15 protein-coding genes, 1 tRNA gene and 2 pseudogenes are annotated in these 16,842 nt (G+C 75.0%); 9 read left to right on the plus strand and 9 right to left on the minus strand.

Annotated elements, in window-relative coordinates:
• Positions 1–2: 2 nt before the first annotated feature.
• A pseudogene (locus ABD954_RS03635) lies at positions 3–303 on the minus strand (GNAT family N-acetyltransferase); the annotation flags it as partial.
• A 46-nt stretch (positions 304–349) separates the two neighbouring features.
• The gene (locus ABD954_RS03640; RefSeq protein WP_345484282.1) at positions 350–712 is read right to left on the minus strand and encodes an ArsR/SmtB family transcription factor; all 363 of its coding nucleotides are present in this window, start codon (positions 710–712) and stop codon (positions 350–352) included.
• Positions 713–945: 233 nt separating this feature from the next.
• On the opposite strand from ABD954_RS03640, the gene ABD954_RS03645 reads away from it, so the two are divergent.
• Both ABD954_RS03645 and ABD954_RS03650 read left to right on the plus strand, forming a co-directional pair.
• A complete protein-coding gene (locus ABD954_RS03645) occupies positions 946–2,325 on the plus strand; it encodes an NAD(P)-binding domain-containing protein (protein WP_345484283.1) in 1,380 nt (459 codons plus the stop codon).
• Positions 2,326–2,388: 63 nt separating this feature from the next.
• Positions 2,389–2,853 carry an MFS transporter gene (locus ABD954_RS03650; RefSeq protein WP_382746010.1) on the plus strand — a complete coding sequence of 155 codons (465 nt, stop codon included), beginning with the start codon at positions 2,389–2,391 and terminating at the stop codon, positions 2,851–2,853.
• 33 nt (positions 2,854–2,886) lie between these two features.
• Here the strand turns inward: ABD954_RS03650 and ABD954_RS03655 are convergent, their stop codons facing one another.
• The 3 genes and pseudogenes from ABD954_RS03655 to ABD954_RS03665 form a co-directional block, all read right to left on the minus strand.
• On the minus strand, positions 2,887–3,582 hold the full coding sequence (locus ABD954_RS03655; RefSeq protein WP_345484284.1) for a helix-turn-helix domain-containing protein: 696 nt from the start codon (positions 3,580–3,582) through the stop codon (positions 2,887–2,889).
• Positions 3,579–4,496, minus strand: a complete 918-nt coding sequence (locus ABD954_RS03660) for a universal stress protein (RefSeq protein WP_345484285.1) — start codon at positions 4,494–4,496, stop codon at positions 3,579–3,581. The genes ABD954_RS03655 and ABD954_RS03660 overlap by 4 nt, the downstream gene beginning before the upstream one ends.
• 256 nt (positions 4,497–4,752) lie before the next feature.
• A pseudogene (locus tag ABD954_RS03665) lies at positions 4,753–4,938 on the minus strand (DUF1918 domain-containing protein); the annotation flags it as partial.
• Between the two features lie 253 nt (positions 4,939–5,191).
• On the opposite strand from ABD954_RS03665, the gene ABD954_RS03670 reads away from it, so the two are divergent.
• Entirely contained in the window at positions 5,192–5,932 is a 741-nt protein-coding gene (locus ABD954_RS03670; protein ID WP_345484286.1) for an ABC transporter ATP-binding protein, read from the plus strand.
• Positions 5,929–8,868: an ABC transporter permease gene (locus ABD954_RS03675; RefSeq protein ID WP_345484287.1), complete on the plus strand. Its 2,940-nt coding sequence runs from the start codon at positions 5,929–5,931 to the stop codon at positions 8,866–8,868. Before ABD954_RS03670 ends, ABD954_RS03675 begins: the two co-directional genes overlap by 4 nt.
• Positions 8,869–9,005: 137 nt before the next feature.
• On the opposite strand, the gene ABD954_RS03680 is transcribed toward ABD954_RS03675, so the two are convergent.
• Positions 9,006–9,079: transfer RNA gene (locus ABD954_RS03680), tRNA-Pro, on the minus strand.
• A 115-nt stretch (positions 9,080–9,194) separates the two neighbouring features.
• Between ABD954_RS03680 and ABD954_RS03685 the strand changes: the two genes are divergently transcribed.
• Complete coding sequence (locus ABD954_RS03685) at positions 9,195–9,704, plus strand: DUF309 domain-containing protein (protein WP_345484288.1); 510 nt, start codon at positions 9,195–9,197, stop codon at positions 9,702–9,704.
• On the opposite strand, the gene ABD954_RS03690 is transcribed toward ABD954_RS03685, so the two are convergent.
• The 3 genes from ABD954_RS03690 to ABD954_RS03700 all read right to left on the minus strand — a co-directional run bounded on the left by ABD954_RS03690 (position 9,694) and on the right by ABD954_RS03700 (position 12,410).
• Positions 9,694–10,962 carry a cytochrome P450 gene (locus ABD954_RS03690; protein ID WP_345491946.1) on the minus strand — a complete coding sequence of 423 codons (1,269 nt, stop codon included), beginning with the start codon at positions 10,960–10,962 and terminating at the stop codon, positions 9,694–9,696. The genes ABD954_RS03685 and ABD954_RS03690 overlap by 11 nt on opposite strands.
• A 226-nt stretch (positions 10,963–11,188) precedes the next feature.
• Positions 11,189–11,566, minus strand: coding sequence for a DUF488 domain-containing protein (locus tag ABD954_RS03695; protein ID WP_345484289.1), 378 nt, complete (start codon positions 11,564–11,566; stop codon positions 11,189–11,191).
• 214 nt (positions 11,567–11,780) lie between these two features.
• A complete protein-coding gene (locus ABD954_RS03700) occupies positions 11,781–12,410 on the minus strand; it encodes a TetR/AcrR family transcriptional regulator (RefSeq protein WP_345484291.1) in 630 nt (209 codons plus the stop codon).
• Between the two features lie 167 nt (positions 12,411–12,577).
• Between ABD954_RS03700 and ABD954_RS03705 the strand changes: the two genes are divergently transcribed.
• The 4 genes from ABD954_RS03705 (at position 12,578) to ABD954_RS03720 (ending at position 16,702) form a co-directional block, all read left to right on the plus strand.
• A complete protein-coding gene (locus ABD954_RS03705; RefSeq protein ID WP_345484292.1) occupies positions 12,578–13,396 on the plus strand; it encodes a phosphatase PAP2 family protein in 819 nt (272 codons plus the stop codon).
• Positions 13,393–14,562 (plus strand): DMT family protein, encoded by a 1,170-nt coding sequence (locus ABD954_RS03710; protein ID WP_345484293.1) that lies wholly within the window; start codon positions 13,393–13,395, stop codon positions 14,560–14,562. Before ABD954_RS03705 ends, ABD954_RS03710 begins: the two co-directional genes overlap by 4 nt.
• Positions 14,563–14,801: 239 nt before the next feature.
• Positions 14,802–15,806, plus strand: a complete 1,005-nt coding sequence (locus ABD954_RS03715; protein ID WP_345484294.1) for an SPFH domain-containing protein — start codon at positions 14,802–14,804, stop codon at positions 15,804–15,806.
• Positions 15,803–16,702 carry a diacylglycerol kinase catalytic domain-containing protein gene (locus tag ABD954_RS03720; RefSeq protein ID WP_345484295.1) on the plus strand — a complete coding sequence of 300 codons (900 nt, stop codon included), beginning with the start codon at positions 15,803–15,805 and terminating at the stop codon, positions 16,700–16,702. The genes ABD954_RS03715 and ABD954_RS03720 overlap by 4 nt, the downstream gene beginning before the upstream one ends.
• The last annotated feature ends 140 nt before the right edge of the window (positions 16,703–16,842 follow it).

The following is a 16,842-nucleotide window of genomic DNA, read 5'->3' on the forward strand; positions in this document are numbered from 1 at the left end:
GTGCCGGACGCGACGGTCCGGATCCCGGCCGCCTCGATGGCGTCGATCAGCACCTTCAGCAGGGCGGATGCGAGGCCCCGGCCGCGGGCCCGGGGACGGACGCAGAAGGAGTGCTCGACCACGCCGGCGTACGCGCGCCGGTCGGAGAACCGGGTGGCGGCGACCCAGCCCAGGACCCGGCCGGTCGCGTCGACGGCGGCGAAGCGGTGCTCGGGCAGCTGGGCCGCGTCGAACTGCTCCCAGGTGGGGCCGAGGTCTCGAAGGTGGCGTCGCCCTCGCCGGTGCCGCCTGAGTCGCGATCACCTCGTCGGCATGCGCCTCCGCGAGCGGTACACGAGGGCGGAGGCGGTTACGCGGCGGCCGCCTTCGTCAACAGCTGCCCCATGGCCGCCAGCACGGCGGGCTCGACCCGGTAGTACACCCAGGTGCCGCGCCGCTCGGAGGACAGCAGCCCGGCCTCCTTCAGCTTCTTCAGGTGGTGCGAGACCGTGGGCTGGGAGACGCCGACGTCGGAGATGTCGCACACGCACGCCTCCCCGCCCTCGTGCGAGGCGACCGCGGCGAACAGCCGCAGGCGCACCGGGTCGCCGAGGGCCTTGAACATCTTCGCCGTCCGCTCCGCCTCCTCCGCCGTCAGCGGTCGCTCGGTCAGCGGCGGGCAGCACGGCTCGACCTCGGGCTGGAGCAGCGGCAACACCTCGGCATTCGACATACGTCTATGTTGACACACGTCAAACCAACAGGGCAGGGGCCGCCGGACACCGGTCGGACCGGCGGCCAGGAGGGGACCGCCCCTCCGGAGCCGCCCCCTCGACCCCACCGTCCCGGCGTACTCCCCTCACCGACCGGTCGTTTCGATGAACGTCTATGTTGACGTCCATCTATGTCCGGTGCCATGCTGAAGGCGCAAGAGATCGACGAACGTCGAAACAAAGGGGACTCGTCATGAACGTCACCGCCACCGAGCAGCTGCCCGTCGTGGTCATCGGAGCCGGTCCGGCCGGTCTGGCCGCCGCTGCCCACCTCGTCGACCGGGGTCTGGAGCCGCTGGTCCTGGAGGCCGGGGCGCAGGCGGGCGCGGCGGTGCGCGAGTGGTCGCACGTGCGACTGTTCTCCCCCTGGGGCGAGGTCACCGACCCGGCCGCCGAGAAGCTCCTCGCGCCGACCGGCTGGGTGAAGCCCGACGCGGCGACCTACCCGACCGGCGGCGACTGGGCGGAGACGTACCTGGAGCCGCTGGCCGGCGTCCTCGGTGACAGGGTCCGCCTCGGCGCCAGGGTCACCGGCGTCTCCCGCGCGGGCCGGGACCGGATCGTCGACGCCGACCGGGAGACCCAGCCCTTCGTCGTCCACCTCACGTACGCCGACGGACGCGAGGAGCGGCTGTTCGCCCGCGCGGTGATCGACGCCTCCGGCACGTGGTCCACTCCGAGCCCGGCGGGCGCCTCCGGTCTGCCGGCGCTCGGCGAGAAGGCCGCAGCCGACCGCGTCTCCTACCGCGTCCCCGACCTCGGCGACCCCGCCGTGCGCGCCCGTTACGCGGGCAGGCGCACCGCCGTGATCGGCTCCGGCGCCTCCGCGTTCACCGCCCTCGCCCTTCTCGCGGACCTGGCCGGGTCCGAGGACGGCGCGGGGACGAAGGCGGTGTGGATCCTGCGCCGGGGCATCTCCGGTTCCACCTTCGGCGGCGGCGCCGCCGACCAGCTGCCCGCCCGCGGCGCCCTCGGCCTCGCGGCCAAGGCCGCCGTCGACGACGGTCACGCCGACGCCGTCACCGGCTTCCGCACGGAGGCGATCGAGCGCGCCGACGACGGCCGCCTGGTCCTGGTCGCGGAGGACGGCCGCCGCCTCGACCCGGTCGACGAGGTCGTCGTCCTCACCGGCTTCCGCCCCGACCTCTCGTTCCTCTCCGAGCTCCGCCTCGGCCTCGACGAGCGCCTCCAGGCCCCCGTCGCCCTCGCCCCGCTCATCGACCCCAACCAGCACTCCTGCGGCACCGTCTACCCCCACGGCGTGAACGAGCTCTCGCACCCGGAGCAGGGCGTCTACCTGGTCGGCATGAAGTCCTACGGCCGCGCGCCGACCTTCCTCGCCCTCACCGGCTACGAGCAGGTCCGCTCCGTCGTGGCCGCCATCGCCGGCGACCGCGAGTCCGCCGAACGCGTCGAGCTCGTCCTGCCCGAGACCGGGGTCTGCGGCGGCGCCGGCCTCTTCGACCAGCCCCGGACCGACGAGGCGACCGAGGCGGGCGGCGGCTGCTGCGCCCCCGCCCCGGCGCTGATCCAGCTCGGCACCGCGGCCCCGGCACCGTCCTGCGGCTCGTGACCGAACGGAACACCCGCTGAGCGGGGCCGCGACCGGGCGGGGGCCGGTCGCGGCCCCCGGGCCGTGCTGCCCGCCCTCTGTGCCCCGCAGATCACGGGCTGGGGCGTCGTCTCCTACGCCTTCCCCGTGCTCAATCCCGGGATCGCCCGCGCGACCGGCTGGTCGACCAGCATGACGTCGGCCGCCTTCTCCCTCGCCGTGATCACCTCCGGCATCGCCGGAATACTGGTCGGCAAGGCCATCGACCACCGCGGGCCCCGCACGGTGATGACGGCGGGCTCCGTCGCGGGCGTCGTGAGTCCCGTCGTCGTCGCGGGGGCGCCGAACCCGCCGGTCTTCTTCACCGGCTGGCCGCTGGCCGGCCTCGCCATGGCGGCCACGTTCCACCAGCCCGCGTTCGCCGCCCTCACCCGCTCCTTCGCCCCCGACCACGTCCGCGCCCTCACGGTCGTCACCCTCGACGGCGGACCGGCCTCCACCGCCTTCGCGGCCGGCACCTCCACCTCCCACGCAGAACGAGCACGCTGATCACGCCGAACCGGCACCGGCACCCGTTCTCGGTCAGGACTCGGGCGCGGGCGACGTCCCCGGGGCGCCCGGCGCACGGACACGGCGTCCGGTCACCCGGCGAGGGGCGAGCACGACGACGGTGTCCCGTCCCTCGTCCGCCCACGGTGTCGAGTACGCGGCTTCCCTGAGAGCCCGGGCCGCGGCCGGGTCCGACACCGTGCGCGCGGGTCCGACGACGAGCACGCTCCAGCCCTGGCTGAACGCCTCGTCCGCGTGGTCCTCCTCGAAGGCGATCGCCGCGCCGGCAGCGGCCGCCCGGCCGAGCGGCGCGTCCTGCGCGGTCATGAACACCAGTTCTCCGCCCACGACCTGGTAGTTCACGGGGTAGATCTCCGGCCCGTCGCTTCCGGTGACGGCGACGCGGCCGACACCGTGGTCGGCGAGCAGCGCCCAGCACTCCTGCTCGTCGATGGTGTCCATCCGGGCGTGATAGGCGGCCCGGCCACGTCCGGGCCCGAACTCCGCGGTGTAACCGGTCAGGTCCTGAACGGTGGTCTCCAGGGCGTTCGCGAGCCGTACCAGGAACTCGATCCCGGGGGAAGGCAGTTGCTCCTCAAGGAGGTCGATGTACCCCGGCGTGGATCCGGCCCGTGCGGCCACCTCCTCGCGGGACAGGCCGAGATGGGCTCGCCTGGCCTCGACGCGGCGGCCGAGGTCGCTCATGTGGTGCGGGGCAGCGGAGTTCATGGCTGCTCTCCCTCCGAGGGAGCGTGGTGGTGCTGGGGGACGACGGCGACCGGGCAGGAGGCGTGGTGCAGCGCCCGGTGCGCGACCCTGCCGAGCTCCAGGCCGACCAGGCGGCCCTGGCGTCGCGCCCCGACGACCAGCAGGTCGGCGGCGGCGGAGCGGTCGGTCAGCACCCGGTGCGCGGAACCCTCGACGGTGCTCCTGCGCAGCCGGACGCGGGGGAATTCGCGCACCAGCGGGTCGAGGACCTTGTCGAGGAGCTCGGAGGCCCGGTGCTCGAAGTACGTGCGGGGCTCGCCGCTCAGCAGCGGGTGCTCGACCGGTTCGTGGGCGGGGCGTCGCCATGTGCGCACGACATCGAGTTCCGCGTCCCGGACCGCCGCCTCACGGAAGGCGAACCTGACGGCCGGTGCGTCCACGTCGTGATCGCCGATGCCCAGCAGGATCCGCTGATGGCGTGCTCGCAGGGCGTACCGGTCCCCGCGGACGACGACGACCGGGCCGTGGGCCCGGGCGGCCACGACGAGGCCGACGGAGCCGAGCAGCAGGTCGGCCAGCTCTCCCCGCCCACGGGAGCCGACGACGAGGACCATGGCGTCCTGCCCCTCACGGAGCAGGGCGCCGGAGGCGTCCTCGGCGAGGACGTCCGCGCTGACGGCGAGTCCAGGAGCACGGCGCCGGGCACGGTCCGCGGCCGTGCCGACGATGTTCTCCGCGAGGACCTGGCCCGAGGGCCGGTCCGTGGTCCAGGCCGGCACGGCGCCCTCGTACCGCTCCCACAGAGAGGCGTGCACGATGCGCAGCGGGTGTCCGTGCCGTACCGCTTCGTCGACTGCCCAGTCCAGAGCCGTGAGGCTCGCGTCGGAACCGTCGACGCCCACCACCACGGGGGCTGCCGCCACAGTCGATGCCATCGTCCCCACCGCCTTTCGAGTGCCAGGTGGATCACTGCCACGCTCGCACCGGACGCGATGCCCCGGTAGGGCCGGTCGGTCCTGTCATCGGCCCACCCGGTCCCGCGTCGCGGCGGAGCCGGGTGCGGAAGCGGCGAACGCCGCCGGCTCGCCACGCACCAGGGCTGACCAGTCCTTGCCAGACCCGGTGCGGCCCTCGCGCGGCCGACCTCGACGGGGTTCAGCGCCGCGGCGCAGCCGCTTCCGCTCCGGAGTCCGCGAAGTGGTGGACACGCGCGTCGGGGCCGGGAAAGACCAGGCTGACCCGGCCGGTGTCCGACCAACGGACGTCGTAGGGCGGGGTCCCGTCAGCATGATGCAGCCCGACGATCTCACCGTCGCGCCCCGCGTCATCGATGGTCGCGCCGCCGATGATCAGCCGGTCGCCGACGTGGGCCCACAGACCGGCGCGGTCCTCGTCCCGCGCGGATCGTGCTCCGGTCCCGGTCATGGTCCTCACCTCCCGGAGCGAGAGCGGGGCACCGGTGTCCCGGATCTCCGCGATGTCTCCGCGCTCTGCGGCTCCTCCCTTCACCCTGCGGGCGAGCCGGCGTGGCCCACAGGGGCCAACGGTCCCGGAAGGGGACCGTTCGGCACTCAACGGTGGCCTGGTCGGCCGTGGCCGTCCCGTCCGCCCGGGGGCTCGTATGGAACACATGAACAGCGACCGACCCCTCATGGTCGCCACCGGAGTCCGCAAGATCTACCGGACCGGCTCGGTGGCGGTCACCGCCCTCGACGATCTGGATCTCGTCGTGCGCCATGGAGAGCTCGTGGCGGTCATGGGTCCCTCCGGGTCCGGGAAGACCACTCTGTTGAACTGTCTGTCCGGGCTCGACGACATCGACGGCGGCCGGGTGGAGATCGACGGCCACGACCTCTTCGCGATGTCGGACGCCGCCCGCACCGAGCACCGCGCGCGCACCATGGGCTTCGTCTTCCAGGCGTTCAACCTCATCCCGGTCTTCTCGGCCGTGGAGAACGTCGAACTCCCCCTGCTGCTCGTGGGCACCCGGCCCCGAGAGGCCAGGCGCCGGGCACTGGCCATGCTCGAACGGGTCGGTCTCGGCCACCGGGTCGAGCACCGCCCCAGCGAGATGTCCGGCGGTGAGCAGCAGCGGGTGACGATCGCCCGTGCCCTCGCCGGACGGCCGGCCATCGTGTGGGCCGACGAGCCGACCGGCAACCTCGACACCGCCATGGCCGACCAGGTCATGGACCTGCTGTGCGAACTCAACCGGGACGAGGGCCAGACGATCGTCCTGGTCACCCATGACAGCGCCATCGGCGCCCGCGTCCCCCGGCTCATCCGGATGCGCGACGGGCGGCTGGTCGACGACCGCCGGCAGCTCGTCCCCGCGACGGACCCGGCCAACGCCCCATCCAGGGACCGATGATGTATCCGAACCTGTTGGCCCCGCTGCTCATCGTCCTCGCACTCGCTCTGGCGGCACTGGTACTGGTCGCCGTCCGGCAGCCGGTGTCCCGTCGGCTGGCCTTCCGGCAACTCGCCCGGCGGCGCACCGAGGCCGCGCTCGTGATCGGCGGATCGGTGCTCGGGACGGCCATCATCGTCGGCGCCCTGGTCGTCGGTGACACCCTGAACTTCTCCGTACGCCAGGAGGCGTACCGGACCCTGGGCCCGGTGGACGAGCGCGTCGTCGCACCGCCCGGACCGGCCGGCCGTACGGTCGCCGAGCGGCTGGCCGTCCTGGAGGGCGATGCCGATGTCGACGGCGTGCTGACCGCCCGGGCCACGCAGGCGTCGGCCGTCTCGCGCCTGGACGGCCGGACGGTCGCCGAACCCCGTGTGCTGGCGTGGCAGATGGACTTCGACAAGGCATCGGGCTTCGGCGCCGCGGGCGGGAAGTCCGGGATCGAGGGCCCGGATCCCCAGCCCGGCGAGGTCGTGATCAACGCGCCGCTGGCGCAGTCGCTGCGGGTCGGAGCGGGGCAGTCGATCACGCTCTATCTGTTCGGCACGCCGCACACCTTCCGGGTGGACCGTGTGGTGCCGGAGCAGGGCCTCGCTGGCGTGGGCCTGGGCGGCAGGCTGAACCGTGACGCCTTCCTGGCCCCGGGCACCCTGGACGCCGCGGCCCGAGCCGCCGGCGCGGAGCCGCGCTCGGTCACCTTCGTGTCCAACCGCGGGGGTGTCGAGGGCGGTGACGCCCTGACGTCGCAGGTCACCTCGGACATCCGCCAGGCCCTGGGCCCGCTCGCGGACCGGACCGCGATCGAGACGCCCAAGCACACCGTGCTGCGCGACGCCCAGCAGGCCGGAGACTCCCTCGGCGCCCTGTTCCTGATGATCGGCAGTTTCAGCATCATCGCGGGCGCGCTGCTGCTGGTGAACATCTTCGTCATGCTGGGCGAGGAGCGGAAGGCCCAGATGGGCATGGTCCGCGCGATCGGCATGAAGCGGTCCCGCCTGGTCGCGTCGTTCACCGTCGAGGGAGCCGCCTACGCGCTGCTGTCGGCGCTGCCGGGCGTGGCCATCGGAGTGGCCGTCGGATGGGGTGTCGCCGTGGTGGCGGCGGAGATCTTCCAGGGCTGGTCGGTCGGTGGCAGCAGCATCCGGATCGCCTTCGCCGTCACGCCCACCAGCATCCTCAACGGCGCGGCCATGGGGCTGCTCATCGCCTTCGCCGCGATCCTCGCGACCAGCGTCCGGATCAGCAGGTTCAACATCATCGCGGCCATCCGCGACCTGCCCGCGACGCCCGGGCGGGGGCCGCGCCGCCGACTGCTCGTGGTGTCCTCCGTCCTTGCGGTCCTGTGCGCGCTCGTGGCGGTTCCGGCGGTGGCACGGAGCCAGCCCGACGCGACCTACCTGATGCCGGCGCTCGCCCTGGCCTTCGCCACTCCGGCGCTGCTGCGCCTCCTCCCCCGGCACACGGTCACGACCCTCGTGGCGGGCGGTGTCCTCGCCTGGACGCTGCTGGCACCGGTCGTACGTCCCCGGATCTTCGACACGCCGTCGATGTCCGTGTACGTCATCCAGGGCGCCCTGGCCGCCTTCTCGGCGGTGGTGCTCGTCAGCGACAACCAGAAGACGCTGCTCCGCCCCGTGCGGCGGCTCCTGGAGCGGCCGTCGGAGTCGGGGCTGGCGGCGCGGCTGGCGGTCGCCTATCCGCTGGCGAAGCGGTTCCGTACGGGTGCGACGCTGGTGATGTACACGCTGATCGTGTTCGTCCTCGTCCTCCTGACGGAGATCTCCGGGGTCCTGCGCGCCGGAGTCGACGGAGTCGTCCGCGACGCCACGTCCGGCTACTCCCTGCGGCTCGACTACAACCCCCAGGTCGCGGGCGACCGGCTGATCGCCGATCTGCGGGGCGGCCCGTCGGCCGACGGCATCGCCACCGTGGCACCGCTGCTCAACGCCTCCGGCCGGGCCACCGATCCCGGGAACCGCAGCACTCAGCCGCTCGACGTCGCCGCCGTCGGCGTCCCCGACGGCGCGATCACCGGCATCACCTTCCGGGAGCGGCTGCCCGGCCTGGGAGACGACCCCGCGGTGTGGCAGGCACTCGCCACCGATCCTCGACTCGTCGTCGTCGACGGCTTCTTCGGGAGCACCGGCGGCCCGGCAGGTGACTACTACGACCCCGGCGACACCCTCACCGTCACGGACCCACGGACCGGACGCAGCGAACGGAAGGTGATCGCGGGTGTGCTCAGCAACGGCATGGTCTTCTACCCGGGCACCGGTGCCAGTTCGACGACCTACCCTGTGGTGATGGGCGAGCGGGGCATGCGCGAACTGTTCGACGACCAGGCCCAGAGCGCCTCCGCCCTCGTCAGCACCCGCCCCGGGACCTCCCCCGACGCCCTGGCGACCCAACTCCAGGGCGAGCAGCTGGCGTCCAGCCTGGTCGCCACGCCGATCGCCTCCGAGATCCGCCACCAGTTCGACGCCAGCACCGCCTTCTTCCGCCTCATGCAGGGCTTCCTCGCCCTCGGCCTCGGCGTGGGCATCACCGGCCTCGGCGTGGTCATGGTCCGGGCCGTACGCGAACGCCGCCGCACCATCGGCATCCTGCGGGCCCTCGGCTTCCGGGCACGGACCCTCCGACGCTCCTTCCTCGCGGAGAGCGCCTTCGTCGCCGCGGAGGGAATCGTCCTCGGATCCGTGCTGGGCGTCCTCACCACCTGGCTCATGTACCACAACAGCGCGGCCTTCGCGGGTCTCGAAGGCGGGTTCCCCGTCGAGTGGAGCAGCATCGTCGGCCTGGCCGCGGCCACGTTCGCCGCGTCACTCCTGGCCACCGTGGGCCCGGCCCGCCGGGCCGCCGCCATCCGGCCCGCACGCGCGGTCCGGGTCGCGGAGTGACTCCGCGGCCCGGCCCAGCGCGATCATGGTCCCCGCTGACGCGGTCAAGACGGGTAGGTCCCCAACTGGTCCCCAAAAACGATCTCGAGGCCGTATCGAGTACTTCCGATACGGCCTCCGACCTGCGTAAAAGCAAGTCGGGACGACAGGATTTGAACCTGCGACCCCTTGACCCCCAGTCAAGTGCGCTACCAAGCTGCGCCACGTCCCGTTGCCCGTCCGTCCCGGGTTCGTGCCCCGCGGCGGCGTGCAAGAGAACATTACCTCACTTCACGGGGTGGATCACCACACGGGGTGTCACCGGGGCGGCGGCGGACAATGGGGGGATGGACAGCGACCGGGACAGGGACGTGCGCAGGGACCGTGACGAAGAGGGGCGGGCGCGGAGCGCGCGGCCGCGGGACGGGCTGGGGCGGCCGTTGGCGTACGGCGCCGAGGGGGTGGCACGCCAGCCGGAGGGGGTCGTCCGGGGGCCGGAGGGGACGGTGCGGGAGGCGCAGCGGCTGCTCGACTCCGGGATGCCGTTCCACGCGCACGAGGTGTTCGAGGACGCCTGGAAGGCGGGGCCCGCGGGTGAGCGGGACCTGTGGCAGGGGCTCGCGCAGCTGGCCGTCGGGCTGACGCACGCGGCGCGCGGGAACGCGACGGGCGGGGCGCGGTTGCTGCGGCGCGGGGCCGGGCGGCTCGAGGAGTACGCGCGGGGCGGCGCGGAGGTGTACGGGATCGACGTCGCCGGGGTCGTGGCGTGGGCGCGGGAGCTGGCGGCGCGGGTGGAGACGGGCGGCGGGGTGCCGGACGCCGGGGCGGAGGCGCCGCGGCTGCGGATCAGCGGGTGAGGAGGAGTTCCTCGGGCGAGCGGTGGATGAGGGTGGGCCGCATCGGGACGTGACGGTCGTCCACGGGCCGCAGGCCGGGGAGCAGCCGGGTGAACGCGGCGAGGGCGGCGTGGACTTGGACGCGGGCCAGCCGGGCCCCCGGGCAGCCGTGCGGGCCGTGCCCGAAGGCGAGGTGGCGGGGCCGGGGCGGGGGCCGGGTGATGTCGAAGGCGTCGGGGTCCCGGTGGCGGGCCGGGTCGCGGTTGGCGGAGCCGTACGCGACGAAGAGGGTGGCACCGGCGGGCAGTTCGGTGCCGGCGAGGGTGACGGGCCGGGTGGTGGTCCGGCGGAAGCCCTGGACGGGCGGGTCGTAGCGCGCCGCCTCCTCGACGGCGGCCGGTATGAGTTCGGGCCGGGAGCACAGCAGTTCCCACTGGTCGCGGTGGCGCAGCAGGTGGAGCACCGTGGTGCCGATGAGGGCGGTGGTCGTGAGGTGGCCGGCGATGAGCAGGTTCTGGAGGTTCGAGACCAGTTCGCAGCGCTGGTCGTCGTTCAGGCCGCGGGGGCCGGGCCCGAGCCCGGAGGCGGGTGCCAGGGCGGTGACGAGGGCGGTGACCAGGTCCTCGCGGGGCCGGGCGCGGCGGTCGCGGGCGTAGCGGTCGAGCAGGTGCTGGAGTGCGAGGACGTCGTGGGCCGCGGCGATCTGCTCGCCCTCGGTGAGCGGGCGGAAGAGGAGGCGTTCGGCGCTGTACGAGCCGTGGACGGCGGCCGGGACGTCCGCCGGGTCCAGGCCGAGGAGCCGGCCGGTCACCGTGCCGGGCAGCACGCGCGCGTAGTGGCTCATGAGGTCGGCGTGGCCGTGCGCGGCGAGGGTGGCGGCGAAGGCTTCGGCGAGGTTCTCCGCCTGCCGGGTGACGTACGGGGTGAGGGCGGCCACCCGGGCGGCGGACAGGCCGTCGTTGAGCGGGGCGCGGTGGCGGCGGTGGGCGGGGCCGTCGGTGGAGACGACGGTCGGCCGGGGTGCGAACCCGCCGCCGAGGACGGCGAGGGCGGCGGGTGAGGGCCGCACGTCGGGGCGCAGGGCCTGGGCGGAGGAGAAGTCCCGGGGCCGCAGCAGCACCTGGCGGACGTCGGCGTCCCGGGAGACCAGCCACGCTTCCAGGGCGGGGACGTAGGTGAGGCCGGGGGTGCGGCGCGCCCGCGCGTAGAGGGGGTACGGGTCGCGCTGGAACTCGTCGAGCTCGGCGTGACGACGCGGCGGCGCCTCCCGGTCGGACACCTCCTCGGGGGCCGGGCTCCGCTCGTCGCCCTGCTCCGTCTGCTGGGCCGGGTCCACGTGGTCCCTCCTCGCGGTCGCCGCCGCCGTCGGATGCGGCCATGGTGCAGGGGCCGCGCGCGGGTGAACAGGGCCGGGCCGGGAGGTGGCGGGAAAGGCACGCAAAAGCGCGGAAAGAGGCGGCCGGGGCACGGCCCGACGGCGCGGCCGGGCGGCTACGGCCGGGCGGTTACGGCGCCTTCAGGATCTCCGTGAGCACGGTGGCGTGGCCGGCCGAGAGGTCCTTGGCGGCGGTGAGGAGGGTGACCGGCCCCTCGGCGGCGCGGGAGCGCAGGTCCGCGAGCGCCTCGGCGGCGGCCGGTTCGGCGAGCTCGAGCTCGTACCGGCGGCGGAACTCCTCGTACTCCCCCTCCGGGCCGTGGTACCAGCGGCGCAGTCCGGTCGAGGGGGTGAGGTCCTTGGGCCAGGCGTCCACGTGCGCGTCGGCCTTGGACAGCCCGCGCGGCCAGAGCCGGTCGACGAGCACCCGCAGCCCGTCGTCGGGCTCGGGCGGCTCGTAGATCCGCCGGACGCGGACCCGGGCGGGGGACGTTGAGGTGTCGGGCATGGCTTCAGGGTGCCGGACGGGCCCGGGCCTCACACCTCGGCCGCTCGTCGCCCCGGCCCCGCCGGCCGGCTCCCGCCCGGGCCAGGCCCCGCGCCGCACCGGTCACGCCCCGGCCCCGCGCCCACACCGGTCACGCCCCCGGCCGCCGGCCGGCTCCCGCCCGGGGCAGGCCCCGCCCCGCACCGGTCACGCCCCGGCCCAGCGCCCACACCGGTCACGCCCCCGGCTCCGCCCCGTCGGCGGACCGCTCCGCCCGGAGGGCGGGCAGCAGGACGGCGTCCACGAAGGTGCGCAGGGTGGACGCGTCCGCGAAGCGGTCCTCGAAGATGCGCTCGATGCGGAGCATGCCGAGGAAGCAGGGGGCGACGAAGGCGATGGCCGGGTTGCCGGCGTCGATCTCGCCGCGTTCGACGGCCCGCGCCAGGATCCGGTCGAGCGCGGCGACCTCCGGTTCGAGGACGGTCTCGCGCAGGGCGGCGCGGAGGTCGGGGTGCTGGATGTACGCCTGGCTGACCGCTTCCATGAGCTCGGCGTCGCGCTCGCGGCGGGACGCGGCGAGGCGGGCGGCCTCGCGCAGGTCGCCGACGAGGGAGCCGGTGTCGATGCCGGTGAAGACCGGGCAGCGGTGCTTGTCGAGCGCGGCGGTGACGAGGCGGGGCTTGGTGCCCCACTGACGGTAGAGGGTGGCCTTGCCGCACTTGGTGCGGGCGGCGACGCCCTCCATGGTGACGGCGTCGTAGCCGCCCTCGCGCAGCAGGCCGATGACGGCCTCGTAGAGCTCCGCCTCGCGTTCGGGCGTGAGCTTGCCGCGACGGGCGGCGGCGGTCGCGGCCTGCGTGGACATCGATTTCCTCCCGGACACCCCGTACCCCAGCGGCCCTGTCTCCGCACATCCGAGAGTAGGGGCTCCACAATCGAGACGCAAACGTATCGATACGCTTGCGTCTCGATGGGATCGGATCTAGAGTTCGTCCGTTTGCTGCCGGATTTGACGGAAAAAGGGGCCGCGCCATGGCTGCCGGGATACGCGGGATACGAAGATCACGTCCTGCTGGACCGGGGGCGACGGCTACCCCCCGACCGCCGCTCGTGCGCGAGCTCCTGCTCGTCACGGTCCTCTTCCTCGTCTACAAGTCCGGCCGGCTCCTCGCCAACGGTCACGAGACCCGGGCCTTCCACAACGCGGACCGCGTCTGGGACGCCGAGCGCGCGGTGCACCTGCCCGGCGAGGGCGCGGTCCAGCAGCTGCTGCTGCACGGCGAGGGCCTGGTCCGCGCCGCGAACACGTACTACGCCGCCGTGCACTTCCCGGCCACGCTCCTCTTCCTCGCCTGGCTCTACTGGCGCCGCCCCGCCCACTACGTCTGGGCGCGCCGGGTCCTCGCCCTGCTGACCGCCGCCGCACTCGCGCTGCACCTGCTGGTGCCGCTGGCGCCGCCGCGGATGCTCGCCGAGAGCGGCCTGATCGACACCGCCCGGGTCTACGGGCCGTCGGTGTACGGGGCCACGCCGGAGACCGACTCGATGGCGAACCAGTTCGCGGCGATGCCCTCGCTCCACTTCGGCTGGGCGCTGATGCTCGCGATCGGACTGATCGCGGCCACCCGCTCGCGGGCACGCGCGTGGTGGCTGCTGCACCCGGCGGTGACCCTGCTCGTCATCGTCGGCACCGCCAACCACTACTGGTTCGACGCCCTGGCCGCCGCCGCCCTGCTCGCGCTGGCCCTGCTCCTCGTACCGCCGCCCCTCCGTCGCCGGTCCGACGAGGAACGACCACTCCCTCCCCTCACCCCGGCCACGGCCGCCGCGACCGCCGGGGCGCCGCGGTGAGCGCCGTCGGCGGGACCGTCGCCGCGGTCCTCCTCTCGCTCCTGTCGGCAGCCGGCTACGCCCTGGCCGCCGTCGCCCAGTCCCGGCTCGCCTCCGCGTCGACCGGCGGGCCCGGAGCGCTGCGGCGGCTGCTCGCCCGCCCGCAGTGGTGGTGGGCGGTGGGCCTGAACGCCGCCGGCGCGCTCGCCCATGTCGCCGCCCTGCACTACGGGCCGCTCACCCTCGTCCAGCCGCTGGGCGCGCTGACGCTGGTGGCGGCGTTGCCGATCGGCGCGTACGGGGCGCACCGCCGGGTGACCCGGGCGGAGTGGCGCGGGGCGGCCTGGACCCTGGTGGGCCTGGTCGGACTCGTGGCGGTGACCGGCCCGGCGGCGCCCGACGAGGCGCTGAACCTGCGCGAGGCCCTGGTCGTGACGGCGGTGACGCTGCTGCTCATCGGTGTGCTCGCCGGGCGCGGGCGGGCCGGGGGCGGCGCGGCGGCCGGGGTCGGGAGCCGGGGCCCGGGCCGGAGTCAGGCGCGGGGTCGGGGTCCAGGTCGGCGCCAGGGCGTGGGCCGGGGCCGGGGGCTCGGGCACGCGACGGCGTCCGGGGTGGCCTCCGGGGTCGGCTCGGCGCTGACCCAGACCCTCACCGCCGCGCTCGCCCGCGACCTGCCCGGCGGGCCGGCGGGCTGGTGGCAGACGGCGCTGCTCGCGGTCCTGATCGCCGCCTTCGCGGTGGGCGGCCTGCTGCTCTCCCAGGCCGCGTACCGGGGCGGGCTCGCCGCACCGCTCGCGGTCGTCAACCTCTCCAACCCGGCCGCCGCCGCGGTCATCGGCGTCGCCCTGCTCGGCGAGACGTTCCGGGCTGGGGCCTGGGGCTGGGGGGTGGCCGCCGCCGCGTCCCTGGTCGCGGCACGCGGCGTCGTGCTCCTGACGGCGGGGCAGGGCCCGGAGGCGGGAAGCGAGGAGACGGCTCCCCGGACCGCGGGCCGAGGCCGAGGCGGAGCCCGGCCCCTCGACGCCGCCCCCGCACCCCGCGCCGGCGCCACGTCCCGCCCCGTCGGCGGGCCCCCGCACCCGGTCCTCGCCCCCGAACGCGCGGCCGCGTCCCCCGCCCCACCCGAACCGGTCCCCGCACCGGCTCCGGCTCCCGAGCCCGCCCGTCAGCCGGTCAGGACCCGCTGACGGAACGGGCCTCCGTGCGGATCAGGGCGCGCCGCCCGTCGTCGTCCCGCGGCCGGGCGGCGCCGACGGGGTCGCCGGAGGGTGCGCAGCCAGCCGGTGCCGCGGCGGCTCGGACACGAGGACCTCTCCGGCCGGCTGTACGTCGCGCGGTCCGGCCGGGAAGCAGCGACACTCTATTCGTCACCTTGACGACAAGTGGACCGACCTCTATCGTCACAGTGACGACAAGGGGAGGTCCCATGGCCGACATCACCCGGCGGGCCGGCTGGCGCCATCTGCGCTCCGCGCCCACCGCCCACATCCGCCACCAGCGGCGCGGACGGCTCGTGCACGACGGCACGGGACTCAGCTTCTGGTTCCGCCCGCTCTCCGCGGCGCTCTCGGAGGTGCCGGTCGACGACCGGGAGCTGGCGATGGCCTTCCACGCCCGCACCGCGGACTTCCAGGACGTGAGCGTCCAGTCGACGGTGACGTACCGCATCGGCGACCCCGCCGCGGCGGCGACCCGGCTCGACTTCTCCGTCGACCCGGACACCGGGGCCTGGCGCGGCACGCCGCTGGAGCAGATCGCCACCCTGCTCACCGAGACCGCCCAGCAGCACGCCCTCGCCGTGCTCGCCCGGATCCCGCTCGCGCAGGCACTGGTGGACGGGGTCGCGGCGGTCCGGGACCGGATCGCGGCCGGGCTCGCGGAGGAACCGCGACTGCCCGGCACGGGCATCGAGGTCGTGGCCGTGCGGGTGGTGGCCCTGCGCCCCGAACCCGAGGTCGAACGCGCCCTGCGCACCCCGGCCCGCGAACAGATCCAGCAGGAGGCCGACCGGGCGACGTACGAGCGCCGGGCGGTCGCCGTGGAACGGGAACGGACCATCGCCGAGAACGAGCTGGCCAGCAAGATCGAACTGGCCCGCCAGGAGGAGCAGCTCGTCGACCAGCGCGGCACCAACGCGCGGCGCGAGGCGGAGGAGTCGGCGGCGGCCGACGCGGTGCGGGCCGAGGCCGAGGCGTCCCGGAAGGTGCGGCTCGCCCGCGCCGAGGCGGCGGCGGCGCGCGAGGTCGGCGCGGCCCGCGCGGAGGCGCAGACGGCGTGGCTGCGGGCGCACGCGGAGGTCCCTCCGGCGACGCTCCACGCGCTGGCGGCGACCAAGGCGGCGGAGCAGCTGCCGCGGATCGGGCACCTGACGCTGTCCCCGGACGTGCTGACCGGGCTGCTCGCCCGGCTGGGCGGCGGTGCGGAGCGGTGAGCCTCGCGCCGCGGGCGGTGCTCGTCCACCGGACCACGGAGTACGAGGAGTTGCTGGCCCGGCACGGGACGCACGGGCAGGCCGCCTTTCACCTGGCCGCGCGGGGCCGCTCCCTCGACGAGGTGCGCGAGCGGCACGAGCGGACCGGGCGGGCGCTCGCCGAGGTGGCCGGGGCGGTGCCGCTGCAGTGGCGGCAGGCCCGGGTCGAGCGGGCGGACCTCGACCGCTTCCTCTTCGGACCCGAGGACGTGGTCGTGGTCGTGGGGCAGGACGGCCTGGTGGCCAACGCGGCCAAGTATCTGACGGGGCAGCCGGTCGTGGGCATCGACAGCGATCCGGGGCGCAATCCGGGCGTCCTGGTCCGCCACCGGCCCGGGGACGCGCGGCGGCTGCTGCCGTCCGTCGCGGCCGCGCCCGTACGGACGGGGGCGGACCTGCTCACCATGGCGGAGGCGGTCACCGACGACGGGCAGCGGCTGCTCGCCCTCAACGAGGTCTACGTCGGGCCGCCCGGCCACCAGACCGCCCGCTACACCCTGCACGCCCCCGCCGCCCCGCCCGAGGCGCAGGCGTCCTCGGGCGTCCTCGTCGGCACGGGAACCGGCGCCACCGGCTGGCTCCGCTCGCTGTGGACCCAGCGGTCCAGCCGGCTCCCGCTGCCCGCCCCGTCCGACTCCCGCCTCGCCTGGACCGTCCGCGAGGCGTGGCCCTCCCCCGCCACCGGCACCCGCCGGGTCGAGGGCCTGCTCACCGCCGGTGACGCGCTGCGCCTGGAGGTCGAGTCGGACCGCCTGGTCGCCTTCGGCGACGGCATGGAGTCGGACGCGCTGGAACTGACGTGGGGACAGTCGGTGCGGGTGGGGGTGGCGGGGACGGGGTTGTGCCTGGTGGGGTGAGGGAGGCGAGCTCGGAAGCGGGGCCGCCCCGTCCGGACCCACGGACCGGCGTCCGTGCGGGCGCGTTCGGCGCGCGTGCAGGGTGCGGAGCCGGCCCCGCACCGCCGCCGGTCTCCTCGCGGCCGGAAAGTGATGGTGGG

Source organism: Streptomyces roseoviridis, from assembly GCF_039535235.1.
Lineage (GTDB): Bacteria > Actinomycetota > Actinomycetes > Streptomycetales > Streptomycetaceae > Streptomyces > Streptomyces roseoviridis.